Genomic DNA, 12070 nt, shown 5'->3' on the forward strand with positions numbered 1-12070 from the left:
CGCCCGCTGCTGCTCGTCGGCATCCTCGCCGTGCTCCTCGCGGTGGTCGCGGGGGCCTCGATGCTCGTCGGCGACCGGATGTTCCTCGTGGGCGACCTGATCAACTGGCTTGCCGGGCGCGGCGGCCCGGTGACGTCGAGCGTCATGGACGCCCGCGCACCGCGCGTGCTGGCCGCTGCCCTCGCCGGGGTCGCGCTCGCCGTGTCCGGCGCGATCATCCAGGGCGTCACCCGCAACCCCCTCGCTGACCCGACGCTGCTCGGGGTCTCCGGCGGCGCCTCCGTGGGCGCCGTGCTGGTGGTCACCGCTGCGCCGGCGGCGACCTACTGGGCCATCTCCGGCGCCAGCGCCGTCGGTGCGGTCGTGGCGGCGACGCTCGTGTTCGGACTCGCTGCGCGCAGCGGGTTCGCGACCGACCGGCTGGTGCTGCTCGGCGTGGGGGTGGCGTATGGAGCGATCGCCCTGGTGACCGTGCTCATCGTCGCGACCGACCCGTTCAACGCTTCCAAGGCCCTCACCTGGCTGTCGGGCTCCACCTACGGCCGGGCGTACGAGCACCTCGTGCCGCTCGTCGTCGCCTGCGCCGTGCTGCTGCCGGTGTGCGTCGCCGGCGCACGGCGCCTCGACCTGCTCTCTGTCGACGACGGCCCTGCTCGGTGCCGTGCTGCTGAGCCTGTCAGACCTGCTGGGACGCACGGTCATCGCGCCGACCCAGCTGTCGGCCAGCCTGCTCACGGCCGCCATCGGCACGCCGTACTTCCTGTACCTGCTGCACCGCTCGCGCCGCAGCGGATGAGTGGGCCTGGCCGACCCGTCAGGGTCGGTCAGGCGGTGGCCTCGGCCTCCTGGCCGCGGCGCCAGCGGATGCCGGCCTCGATGAAGTCGTCGATCTCGCCGTCGAGCACGGCCTGGGTCTGGCCCGTCTCGTGCTCGGTGCGCAGGTCCTTGACCATCTGGTACGGGTTGAGCACGTAGTTGCGCATCTGGTCGCCCCACGTGGCCTGCACGTCGCCGCGCAGCGAGTCGAGGTGGGCGCGCTCCTCGGCCTTCTTGAGGGCGAGCAGCTTGGCCTTGAGGATCACCATGGCGCTGGCCTTGTTCTGCAGCTGGCTCTTCTCGTTCTGGCAGCTGACCACGACGCCCGTGGGGATGTGCGTCAGGCGCACGGCCGAGTCGGTCGTGTTGACGCTCTGGCCGCCCGGACCCGACGAGCGGTACACGTCGACGCGGATCTCCTCGTCGGGGACGTCGATCTCGTCGGTCTGCTCCAGCACGGGCACGACCTCGATCGCCGCGAACGACGTCTGGCGCCGGCCCTGGTTGTCGAACGGGGAGATGCGCACGAGACGGTGCGTGCCGGACTCGACCGAGAGCGTGCCGTAGGCGTAGGGCGCCTTGACGGCGAACGTCGTCGACTTGATGCCGGCCTCCTCGGCGTAGGAGGTGTCGTAGACCTCCACCGGGTAGCCGTGGCGCTCGGCCCAGCGCGTGTACATGCGCTGCAGCATCATGGCGAAGTCGGCGGCGTCGACGCCGCCGGCGCCGGAGCGGATGGTCACGAGGGCCTCGCGCTCGTCGTACTCGCCCGACAGCAGCGTGCGGACCTCGAGCGACTCGACGGCCTGCTGCAGCTTGGTCAGCTCGGACTCCGCCTCGGCGAGGGAGTCGGCGTCGCCCTCCTCCTGCGCGAGCTCGACGAGGACCTCGAGGTCCTCGAGCCGGCCGCGCAGACCCGTGATGCGCTCGAGCTGCGCCTGCAGCGTCGACAGACGACCGGTGACGCGCTGCGCGTTCGCCTGGTCGTCCCAGAGGTCCGGCGCGCCGACCTGCTCCTGGAGCTCGTCGATCTCGCGCTGCATCGCGTCGAGGTCGAGCACCTTCTCGATGGAGGTCAGGGTCGCGCCGAGCTCCTTGATCTGCTCGGGGAAGTCGGTGGCCACCTGTCGAGGTTACCGGCCCTGTGGTGGGATCGAGACCGTGGCGTGCCTGTTCTGCAAGATCGTCGCCGGCGACGAGCCGGCCGAGGTGGTGCTGGAGGACGAGCACGTGCTCGGCTTCCTCGACGTGCGGCCCGTGTTCAAGGGCCACACGCTGCTCGTGCCGCGCGAGCACGTGGACACCCTGCTCGAGCTGCCGGAGCCGATGACCGTGCCGCTGTTCGCGGCGGCCCGCCGGGCTGCCGCCGCGATGTCGAGCGAGCTGGGCGCGCAGGGCACGTTCGTGGCCATGAACAACGTCGTCTCCCAGAGCGTGCCGCACCTGCACGTGCACGTCGTGCCGCGCACGAAGGGCGACGGCCTGCGCGGCTTCTTCTGGCCGCGCACCCGCTACGCCGACGGCGAGGCGCGCGAGTACCGCGACCGTCTGCGTCACGCGCTCGTCGACTGATCGTCACCGCCGGGGGCTTGCGTCATGGCGCCGACTCGGGTTGGCATGGGAGCCATGAACACATCGGGGAACCAGAAAGCACCTGTCCTGCGACGGCTCGTCGTCCTCCTGACCGGCGCCCTGCTCGGGCTCGGCAGCGTGGTCGGCGTCGCGTCGTCCGCGTCGGCCGTGACCCAGGCGCAGGCCGAGTCGGCCTTCCGCGCGGCCGGCATCACGTGGTCGTCGTCGGGAGGCTGCACGACGCGCAGCAACTCGTCGTGCACGTCGTTCGAGGGCCTGCGCCAGACCAGCGTCGACGGTGCGCGCACCCTCAAGTCGGCCAGCGGCTGCGCGCTGAACATCACGGGCGGCACCGAGGTCGGCCACGCGTCGGGCACGTACTCGCACTACAACGGCTACAAGCTCGACTTCAGCCTGTCGACCTGCCTGACGTCGTACGTGACGAACACGTTCACCTACGTCGGCACCCGCAGCGACGGCGCGCAGCTGTACCGCTCCGCCTCGGGCAACGAGTACGCGAAGGAAGGCAGCCACTGGGACGTCACCTTCTACACCTGCGGCGGCTGCTGACGTCGCACCGACCCGTCCACCTCACGACGACGCCCACCCCGAGGTCGGGGTGGGCGTCGTCGTGTCTGGGTCCGTCGGTCGGGCGGGGTCAGTCGTTCGAGACGCCGAACCCGGCGACGGCGACGCGCGTGGCGTCGGCGACGAGGTCGTCGTCGGCCTCGGCGTCCTGGTCGTCCTTGGACGACATGATGGCGATGACGATCGGGGCGCCCTCCGCGCGGCGCAGGATCGCGATGTCGTTGCGGGTGCCGTACTTGGCCGCCCCGGTCTTGTCGGCGACCTCCCACGTGTCGGGGACGCCGGCGCGGATGAGGTCGTCGCCGGTGGTGTTGCGCACCATGAGGTCGGTGAGGAAGGCGCGCGCGTAGCCGTCGTTCACGTCCTTCTCGCCGTCGGCCGCCGGGAGCGCGAGCCGACGCAGGTCGGTGGCGAGCGCCTCGGGCGTGGTGGTGTCGCGGTCGTCGCCCGGCGTGGCCTCGTTGAGGTCGGGCTCGATGCGCGACACCTTCGTCGTCCGGTCGCCGATCTCGCGGAGCACGCCCTGCAGCTCCTCAGGACCACCGAGCAGGTCGAACAGCAGGTTGCCGGCGGTGTTGTCGCTGTACCGGACGGCCGCGTCGGCGACCTCGCGGACGGTGAGCTCGGTCTGCCCGGCCTCGAGCGCCTTCTCGACCTGCGGGGAGAAGTCGACGAGGTCGTCCTCGCTGATCTGCACGGTCTGGTCGAGCACCGACCGGGGCTTCTCGTGCAGCAGCGCGCCGACCGCGATCGCCTTGATCGTCGACGCGTACGCGAACCGCTCCCCCGCCCGGTGCTCCACGACCTGGCCGGTGCCGGTGTCGATGGCGTAGACGCCCAGCCGCGCGTCGTACTCCTGCTCCAGGTCGGCGAAGTCGGCCGAGAAGGTGGGCGACGCGGTGGGCGTGGAGGTGGCGCCGGGGTCGGCGCTGCTCCCTCCGCCGGTGCACCCGGCGAGCAGCAGGGCGGTGGCGACCACGGGCAGCAGCAGGCGACGCATGGCCCCTATTCGACCATCCCCGTCCACACGGAGGTGTCTGGGTGGCCCGCGGCGGGTACGCCTCCGGCCACCACGACGTGCGGCACCGCGCGTCGGAACCCACGAGGAGCCGACATGTTCACCCACCAGAAGCCGCTGCAGTTCACTGCTCGCCCCGACGCACCCGATCCCGCGTTCGCCCGTCGCTTCCAGGAGGTGCTGGGCGGCAAGTGGGGCGAGATGACCGTCGCCATGCAGTACCTCTACCAGGGCTGGAACTGTCGGCTGCCCGGCAAGTACAAGGACATGCTCATGTCGATCGGCACCGAGGAGCTGAGCCACGTCGAGATGATCACGACGATGATCGACCAGCTGCTCGACAAGGCGCCGCCGATGGCCCCGGACGACACGACGGGCTCGACGCAGGCCAGCGAGTTCGGGCAGCAGAACCCGCAGCAGACGATCGTCAACGGCGGCGGCGCCTACCCGCACGACAGCAACGGCGTGCCGTGGTCGGGTGCGTTCGTCACGGCGAGCGGCAACCTGATGGCCGACTTCCACCTGAACGTGACGGCCGAGATGCAGGGTCGCCTGCAGGTGGCGCGCCTGTTCCACATGACCGACGACCGGGGCGTGAAGGACCTGATCCGGTTCCTGGTCACACGTGACCACATGCACCAGATGCAGTGGTTGTCGGCCATCGAGGAGCTGAAGGCCGACGGGCTCGACGGCGTGCCGACGCCCGAGGCGTTCCCGCTGGAGGAGGAGTTCGACGAGTTCTCCCACACGTTCATCCAGGCGAGCGACGGCGAGGCGGCGACCGAGGGGTCGTGGGCGTCGGGTCCGGCGCCGGACGGTCGCGGCGACTTCCGCTCGGCGCTGATCGAGGCGCACGGGCAGATCCCCGAGCTGGCTCCGGGCGACCCGCGTCTGTACGGGACGCAGGAGCTGCAGGAGACGAAGGGGCTCATCGACAAGGCGAAGGACGCGCTGTCGTGAGCCCAGTCGCCTACGCACGGCAGGCGCCGACCGCGCCCGCGGCGCCGCGCGGCGTCGCCCGCCTCGTCGTCTTCGTGGCGGCGTGGTGGGCGGTGCTGGCGGTCACGGCAGCGGGAGGCCGATGGTGATCACGCTCGACGTCGCGCCCGGCGTCCACCGGGTGGAGCACGCGTCGACCTGCTGCTACCTCGTCGAGGACGACACCCACCGTGGTGGCGTCCTCGTCGACGGTGGCCTGCCCGGGTGCAGGCCGCTGGTCGAGCAGCTGCTCTGGCAGCGCAGGATGAGCTGGGAGTCGCTGGAGGCCGTGGTGCTCACGCACGCGCACTTCGACCACCTGGGCGTGTGCGCGGTGGCCGAGCGGCGCGGCGTGCACACCTGGGTGCACACGGGTGACGGGCCGATCGCGCAGCGCCCGTACCGCTACCGGCCGGGGAGGCCGCGGCTGCTCTACCCGGTGCTGCACCCCGGCTCGTGGCGCCACCTGGCCGCGATGGTGCGGGCGGGTGCCCTGAACGTCGAGGGGCTCGACAGTCCTGTGCTCGTCCAGGACGAGCACACGCTGCTCCCGGGCGGTCTGTGCGCGGTGCCCACGCCGGGCCACACCGACGGCCACGTGGCCTTCCACCTCCCCGACCGTGGCGTCGTGCTCACCGGCGACGCCCTGGTGACGCTCGACCCGTACACCGGACGTCGCGGGCCGCGCGTCGTCGCGCGCGCCGGCACCCGTGACCGCGACCGTGCGCTCGCCTCGCTCGACGCCATCGCCGAGACCGACGCCGCCGTCGTGCTGCCCGGCCACGGCGAACCGTTCCTCGACGGCGCCCGCGCCGCGGCCTCGATGGCCCGCGTCGCCGGGGCCGCCTGACCTGCACGCCCTGACCTGCCCTGTCCTGCCCCTGACCAGCACCGAGAGGTACCACCGTGTCCGAGAACCACCACCTGTCCAGCACCGGCCCGCGCCCCGACGAGGACCCCGTCGTCCTTGCCCGCGGGGCAGCCCTCCTCTTCGGTGCCGTGTTCCTCCTCGTCGGCGTCCTGGGCTTCGTCCCGGGCGTCACGACCGACCTCGACCAGCTGAGCGGCAGCGGCCACCACAGCGGCGCGGAGCTGTTCGGCGTGTTCCAGGTGTCGGTGCTGCACAACCTCGTGCACGTGCTGTTCGGTCTGCTCGGCCTAGGGGCGGCGCTGCGCCCACGCCTCGCTCCCGCCTACCTCGTGGGCAGCGGCATCATCTACGCCGCCCTCACCATCTACGGGCTTGTCGTCGACCACGGCTCCGACGCCAACGTCGTACCCCTCGACACCGCCGACACCTGGCTGCACGCCGTCCTCGCCGCCGCCCTCCTGCTCATCGGCTTCGCCGTCGGCTCGGCGTTGCAGCGGAAGGGGCAGTACACGCGCTGAAGCAGGTCGGCATCTGCCTCCCAGCCCCTCCCACAGGACGCATTCGTGTCGAGGTGAGACCGAGGTGGGACTCAGCGCATTTCTCCGTGCCTCTGCCTCGTCGGACATCCACAGGCGCGCACGACGAAGTGCTCCGGCGGAGACGGGGACCTACCGGCTCGTCGCTCGGTTCTCGTCCGTCCGTATGGCCGCAGCCAGGAATCGCGCGACGCCACTACTCCCCCAGCCTTCTTCCCTCTACGGTGCGCGGCAGATCCAGCTGTACCCCGTGATCGAGCCGACCTCAGCGAGGCGTTGGAGGGTGATGGATGGCGAGCCGACCAGCCATGATGCGACGACCTCACGTGAACGTCGTGCTGCTCCTGGTCCTTCTGTCCGCCTGCGCCTCGGCACCAGTGAGCCAACGCGAGTTCGATCGCCTCAGCGCTGAGGCGCAGACCGTAGAGGTCGCGCTGTCGAAGCGACTGGCAGCAGCCCTTCCGGGATCTCGGCCAATCTTTCGCGTCGCTCATCCTGTCACCTGCAAGGGATCGGACGCGGAAGAGAGCTTCATCGTCGAGAGGAGGTTCACGTCCCCGAGGCGTCGGTCGGGGACGTGATCGACTCGGCCACAGAAGTGCTTCGAGACGAGGGCTTCGAGGTGCGGAAGCCGGATCCACTGACAGCCCTTGGACAGAAGAGGAGCATCGACGTGAGCGTCTCCGTCTCACGGTCGGGTGCAAGCGACGCTGCCGTCGCCACGTCGTCGTCGACCGCTTGCGTGAAGGTCGCGCGACCGTGACCCGCTGAGCGCGCTCCAGCTCCGTCTCGCCCGGACCGAGCCGAGGGCACAGGGCGCTCGACCGTCCGGACCGCTCGAGGCAGGCACACCGGAGCGCCCCTGACTTGGCACCTCTGCGGCCGGATGTCAAGCCGTCTTCAGAAGATCGTTCGAACGCTTCTGCCCGCAACTCCTCCCATGGGTTGATCGACGCACACACCGTCGACGCTCCCAGGGGGGACACATCATGTTCAGTTCGCGACGCCGCCGCAGGCAACGCACCACCACCGGTCTCGGCCTCGCCGTCCTGTCGGCCGTCACGGTCGCCGCGCTGCTCGCGGCGGCTCCGGCCTCCGCGGCGGACGAGCCGGCCACGCCCGAGGGTCGGGGCATCGCGTTGCCCAGCGGCTACGAGTCACTCGGGGACCTGCCGTCGGTACAGGCCGAGAAGCCGCTCAACGACGCCCTCGACGCACTGCACGCGCTCTACGCCGAGAAGTACCTCGCCGGTGGAGCCGGCGCCGCGACCGCGCAGGCCGACGGCGAGCCGACGCTCGACGAGCGGATCGCCGCGGCACGCGCGGAGGTCGAGCGCGTCGCCGGGCGCCCGTACTCGGAGATCGAGCCCGAGCCCGACTTCTCCGCCGACGCGTCGACCACGTCCGACTCCGACTCCGACGCCCAGATCATGGCGGCGACGCAGAAGGCGCTGCCCGTGCGCCACTCCACCCAGCGGACCTCCTACTACTGCGGGCCCGCGTCCGTCGCGATGGCGATCCGCGCGTCGTGCAGCGCCTGCGAGCGGAGCCGCTACAACTCCTCCGACACCATCTCCCAGACGACGCTGGCAGCGTCCCGCTACCTCGCGACCACCACCAGCGGCACGAACATGTCGCGCATCCCGCTCACGCTCAAGAGGTGGGCCGGCTTCGCGTCCCGCCTCGTCTCGAGCCCGTCAGCGGCGTCCATCAAGAGCGGTGTCGTCAACTCGATCGGCGTCTACAACCGTGCCGTCGTGTACGGGACGCGCGAGCTGGCCGGGGCGGGCAACCCGCACTACAACTACCACTACACGACCTTCACGATCGACCACCTGATCATGGGCTACGGCTACTCCGGCTCGGGCTCGAGGCTCGCCTACGCGGACCCGGTCGCGGGCCGGTGGACGAACACGGGCCAGTCGAAGGCTCCGCAGAAGACCAACGCGATGCGGAACACCAGCATGCGCATCTTCACCCAGCCGTGGGGCGTCGTCCTGTGACGTCAGCGCGCAAGACCGCCGCCATCGCCTCGGCGATGGTGGCGGTCGTACTCGGCACGACGTCCTGCACGACGACGAAGGAGCCCGAGCCGCAGCGTCAGTTCGCGCTCTCTCCCGCGCCGCCGTCGTTCACGGAGGGCGACGACTACACCGTGGAGTCACGCATCCCGACGGTCCTGGACGGACAGCAGGTTGTCTACTTCGACCGCACCGATGGTCGGCTGATCATGTCCCTCTCGGGAACCTCCAAGTCGGGTCAGCCCTCCGAGGACGACCCTCGCGGAGGTGCACTGATATCCGTCGACCCGAAGACCAACGAGGTCACAGAGCTTGCCCGTCACGGGAAGCCGGGGGCCCCGCGCTACATCGTCGACGTCGCCGTTGCCGGCAAGACCGTGGTCTGGGTCGAGACCACGCAGGGAAACTATGACGCGATGCCGTGGCGGTTGTACGCGCTGAATCTCGAGACGGGAGTGGAGAAGGAGCTCGCGTCCTACCAGCAGCTCGGCATCAAGGACCCGCCCTGGCCGTCACCCGACGCCATCCGGCCGCAGGTCGTGGGCGACGACGTCTACGTCGTCGCGGTCGATCGTGTGGACGACCAGCAGAACGTCGTCCAGACCTCCGCCTACCGCGTGCCTTTGACCGGCGGCAAGCTCGAGAAGGTCGTGCCCAAGGCAACCGGCGCCTGGGCGGCGGGCCGCGAGCTCGACGTCCTCGTCGACAGCACGCTCACACGCTGGGACCCGGACCGTGGATCTTCCGGAGAGGCCACGGGCGCAGGGTTGCCGGCGGATTGCGGCGCCTTCGCTGCGAAGGGTGTCCGCGTCGCCTGCACGACAGCCGATGGCCGCCGCCGTCTGACGGTCGAGTCGACCGAGCACGGTCGCTTTACCGTCGACCTCGGCAGGAACACGGTCGGCTACCTCAACGGCACCAGCGACTGGGTCAGCTTCTCCACAGGCGACCGCGCCTTCGTCCTCGACCTGCGACGCGGGAAGCTGTTCTCCCTCCCCGGCAGCAACGACACCGGCACGAGTCGTCTCAGCGGACGCAGCTTCATCTACGTCAAGCAGACGTCCAGTCCCGACGCGATGCGGCTGGTGACGCTCGCGGACAAGGACCGGTGAGCACGATCCACGTGCCCGAGGTTTCTCGGATTCTGACAACTCCCATACGCGCCCCGCGGTTCCAGTGCTGCAAGGGTGCGCTGACGGGGTTTCAATTGGGGCGCATCGCTTGTTCGTTAGGGCGGTGAGTGGAAGCGGCGCGGTGGCCGGAACCTCTGTGGCGGCCGGGGGTCGCCGCCTGACTGACCGACCGTTTGGCAGAGCAGCGTTTGGTGCTTGATGAAAGACCGCCGCGCACCAGCCATCGCGACTCAGGCGGTGCGTGCCTACTTGGGATCGGGATGCCGTAGTCCCGCGACTGGCTCAACGACTACGTTGGTGATGTGAGCGAGTACGAAGTCTTTCTAAGTTGCGCGCACTTGATGACGACGACGGATGGATCGAAGGATTCCGCAACGACCTTTCGAAGGCCATTAATAGGTTGGCTGGCGAGCCTCCTAGGATCTTCTTCGACCGGACCGAGCTCATGACCTCCGACCTCTGGGAGTCGCGGATCGCGACAGCTCTGGAACGCAGCCAGCTGGCGGTTGCGATCTTGTCTCCTTCATATTCTCGGTCCGAGTGGTGCAGGCGCGAGTGGGCATCCTTCGCCGGCCGCGAAGGCGAGTTGCGTGCCAACCGAACCTTCGCCGAAGACCGCGGGTTGATCTTTCCGATTTTATTCTCTCCTCTCGGCCGTGGACGGTACGCGGATGGCGATGAGGAGTTCGTTAAGGCGGTAGGAAAGCGGCAGATGGTGGATGCCACATCCCTAGTCGAGGGTGCGCCCGTGCGCCCGGCGCAAGTCCGCGGGTTGGCGGAACAGGTGCTCGACACTGTCGACGAGCCTCGAGCCGCTACGCGCGACGCGAAGTCGGAAAAGAAGTCAACCTCACCTGATGTCACCATCCGGGACTCCGGTTCGGGTCTCGAATGGACGGGTTCTTTCAGTCCAAGCGAACTCAGTTACGAAGCTGCGCTCATGTAGGTCGAGTCGCTCGACTTCGCGGGTCATCGAGACTGGCGCCTCCCGACGCGGGAGGAGCTGGAAGGGTTGATCGATCCCGCCCTCCGGGACGACCAGGCAGACGACCCATTCCCCTTCCGCGAGCGTCTGGTTCCGGGCTCGACGTGTCGCAGCCGTTCGTCGACGCGATGCTGTCGGGTGGGAACTGGCTGCATGTGGCGATCTGGACGGGATCGCGCGCGGGTTCAGCCCGGTGAACGTGCGCCACTTCGTGGCGCGGGCTTATATCTGGAGGACTTTATCGAGCGCGGCGCACCTGTTGCGCGTATCACGAGGGCGAGCTTGGTGACGGGGCTGAACGTGGTCGTCTTCGGCGGGGCGCAGTCTGTGAAGCCGGCGAGCGACGCACTATGCGATTACTCGACGCAGCCTGTTGAGTAGTAATATCCGTCCTTGACCCTTCTTCCCGGTAGGCTCTGCGTGTGCCGCAGCTCCTCATCGACGTTCTTGGACTCGATGAGCGATGGGCTCGTGAGGACTCGTGGCAATTGGTGACAGCAGTCGTGACGGTCGGCGGTTTCTACCTTGCCTGGAGGCAGCTGAGTCGAACCGCCACCGCGCAAGAACAGTCAAATCTTCTGCTGACTAAAGTGCAGAGGCGCCTAGTCATCAATGATCTACTTCTTCTTTTGCCGAGGATTCAGGAAGTTGAGGACGATGTCCACCACAAGTTCGCTGGCAATGACCGTCCTCGTCTCGCTTCTTCGCTCGTTGGCTATGCGCAACTGTGCACTGAGGTCGCGGTAGCGGTGTCGCAGAGCGATCCTGACGAGGAGCAGGACTTCGTTGAGATGCTTGAGAACGTCTCGTTGTTGGCGAAGCGCGCCAAGGGTGAACTTTTGACCGACCCGGGCAGGGACCAAGTTGTCATCATGAAGCGGATTTTGAAGCTCATGCCGACAGTCTCCACTCGATCGCACACGCTCATAGCAAGATTGAAGAGAGAATCCGGAGACGAATGATGCTTACGGAAGAGGAAGCGGGCGAGATCTTCGCCAAGCTCTTGACGCGCACTGTCGAAAGGTCCGTCCGCTGGACTCAGTTTATGGACTCGTCATACGAATTCGACTACCGAACTTCGAGGTTTGGGTTCTTCGTCAGGTCTCGTGATGCCGATGACCAGTCCCCGTATGTTGTTGAGATTTGGGCCTATCCCGAAGGCGACGGCTCAGGCACAAAGGTCTTTGAGAAGTCCAGCCACCTAGCCCATGAAGTCGGCCCACTCATCGTGGATTTGTACGAGGCGGCGAAGCGGTCAGCGTTGAATCTGGATCATCTCAAGGACTCTATTCTCGACGATTTGGGCTGAAGGCTCGAGGGTTGCGCTCGACCTTGTACCGCGATGAAACTCGCTTGCCCGGAGTCATTGCAAATGAAATGCAGTGGTATGAGTTTCTCGCGAAAGTTGCCCGTGGCTGCTCGGTTCAGCCGCGTACACAACCTTCAAGTCTCGCTCATTGACGCACGTCTCTCGGCCCGCGGTCGTCCCGGTTCACGCGACGGCGGAGCTCACTCCGTCGCCCAAGATCCAGATGCGGGACTCACGGCCGTC

Annotated in this window: 14 protein-coding genes and 1 pseudogene; 13 read left to right on the plus strand and 2 right to left on the minus strand. The window is 68.3% G+C overall.

Going from position 1 to position 12070, the window contains the following annotated elements; genetic code table 11:
- Positions 1-78: 78 nt before the first annotated feature.
- Positions 79-571: pseudogene (locus A6Q79_RS08920) on the plus strand (iron chelate uptake ABC transporter family permease subunit); the annotation flags it as partial.
- Between the two features lie 90 nt (positions 572-661).
- Positions 662-796 carry an iron chelate uptake ABC transporter family permease subunit gene (locus A6Q79_RS18610; protein WP_369037998.1) on the plus strand — a complete coding sequence of 45 codons (135 nt, stop codon included), beginning with the start codon at positions 662-664 and terminating at the stop codon, positions 794-796.
- Positions 797-824: 28 nt separating this feature from the next.
- Here A6Q79_RS18610 and prfB read toward each other — a convergent pair whose 3' ends face one another.
- Entirely contained in the window at positions 825-1940 is a 1116-nt protein-coding gene (gene prfB / locus A6Q79_RS08925) for a peptide chain release factor 2 (protein ID WP_286689655.1), read from the minus strand.
- Positions 1941-1977: 37 nt separating this feature from the next.
- Here prfB and A6Q79_RS08930 point away from each other — a divergent pair, with 37 nt between their 5' ends.
- Together A6Q79_RS08930 and A6Q79_RS08935 are read left to right on the plus strand one after the other, a co-directional pair.
- Positions 1978-2388 (plus strand): HIT family protein, encoded by a 411-nt coding sequence (locus A6Q79_RS08930; protein WP_067855578.1) that lies wholly within the window; start codon positions 1978-1980, stop codon positions 2386-2388.
- Positions 2389-2442: 54 nt separating this feature from the next.
- Positions 2443-2958: a hypothetical protein gene (locus A6Q79_RS08935; RefSeq protein WP_286689656.1), complete on the plus strand. Its 516-nt coding sequence runs from the start codon at positions 2443-2445 to the stop codon at positions 2956-2958.
- A gap of 88 nt (positions 2959-3046) precedes the next feature.
- Here A6Q79_RS08935 and bla read toward each other — a convergent pair whose 3' ends face one another.
- Positions 3047-3976: a class A beta-lactamase gene (bla, locus tag A6Q79_RS08940; protein WP_286689657.1), complete on the minus strand. Its 930-nt coding sequence runs from the start codon at positions 3974-3976 to the stop codon at positions 3047-3049.
- Between the two features lie 114 nt (positions 3977-4090).
- On the opposite strand from bla, the gene A6Q79_RS08945 reads away from it, so the two are divergent.
- The 9 genes from A6Q79_RS08945 to A6Q79_RS08985 all read left to right on the plus strand — a co-directional run bounded on the left by A6Q79_RS08945 (position 4091) and on the right by A6Q79_RS08985 (position 11827).
- Positions 4091-4954 (plus strand): manganese catalase family protein, encoded by an 864-nt coding sequence (locus A6Q79_RS08945; protein WP_253023505.1) that lies wholly within the window; start codon positions 4091-4093, stop codon positions 4952-4954.
- Positions 4951-5082, plus strand: a complete 132-nt coding sequence (locus A6Q79_RS08950; protein WP_286689658.1) for a hypothetical protein — start codon at positions 4951-4953, stop codon at positions 5080-5082. Before A6Q79_RS08945 ends, A6Q79_RS08950 begins: the two co-directional genes overlap by 4 nt.
- Positions 5076-5822 carry an MBL fold metallo-hydrolase gene (locus tag A6Q79_RS08955; protein WP_286689659.1) on the plus strand — a complete coding sequence of 249 codons (747 nt, stop codon included), beginning with the start codon at positions 5076-5078 and terminating at the stop codon, positions 5820-5822. Before A6Q79_RS08950 ends, A6Q79_RS08955 begins: the two co-directional genes overlap by 7 nt.
- A gap of 56 nt (positions 5823-5878) precedes the next feature.
- Entirely contained in the window at positions 5879-6361 is a 483-nt protein-coding gene (locus tag A6Q79_RS08960; protein WP_286689660.1) for a DUF4383 domain-containing protein, read from the plus strand.
- Positions 6362-7368: 1007 nt separating this feature from the next.
- Positions 7369-8382 carry a hypothetical protein gene (locus tag A6Q79_RS08965; RefSeq protein ID WP_286689661.1) on the plus strand — a complete coding sequence of 338 codons (1014 nt, stop codon included), beginning with the start codon at positions 7369-7371 and terminating at the stop codon, positions 8380-8382.
- A complete protein-coding gene (locus A6Q79_RS08970; RefSeq protein WP_286689662.1) occupies positions 8283-9512 on the plus strand; it encodes a hypothetical protein in 1230 nt (409 codons plus the stop codon). Before A6Q79_RS08965 ends, A6Q79_RS08970 begins: the two co-directional genes overlap by 100 nt.
- A 349-nt stretch (positions 9513-9861) precedes the next feature.
- Positions 9862-10479 carry a toll/interleukin-1 receptor domain-containing protein gene (locus A6Q79_RS08975; RefSeq protein WP_353681407.1) on the plus strand — a complete coding sequence of 206 codons (618 nt, stop codon included), beginning with the start codon at positions 9862-9864 and terminating at the stop codon, positions 10477-10479.
- A gap of 461 nt (positions 10480-10940) precedes the next feature.
- Complete coding sequence (locus A6Q79_RS08980) at positions 10941-11480, plus strand: hypothetical protein (RefSeq protein ID WP_286689663.1); 540 nt, start codon at positions 10941-10943, stop codon at positions 11478-11480.
- Positions 11477-11827 carry a hypothetical protein gene (locus A6Q79_RS08985; protein WP_286689664.1) on the plus strand — a complete coding sequence of 117 codons (351 nt, stop codon included), beginning with the start codon at positions 11477-11479 and terminating at the stop codon, positions 11825-11827. Before A6Q79_RS08980 ends, A6Q79_RS08985 begins: the two co-directional genes overlap by 4 nt.
- Positions 11828-12070: the final 243 nt, after the last annotated feature.

The organism is Aeromicrobium sp. REDSEA-S32_B7, assembly GCF_001626145.1.
GTDB lineage: Bacteria > Actinomycetota > Actinomycetes > Propionibacteriales > Nocardioidaceae > Aeromicrobium > Aeromicrobium erythreum.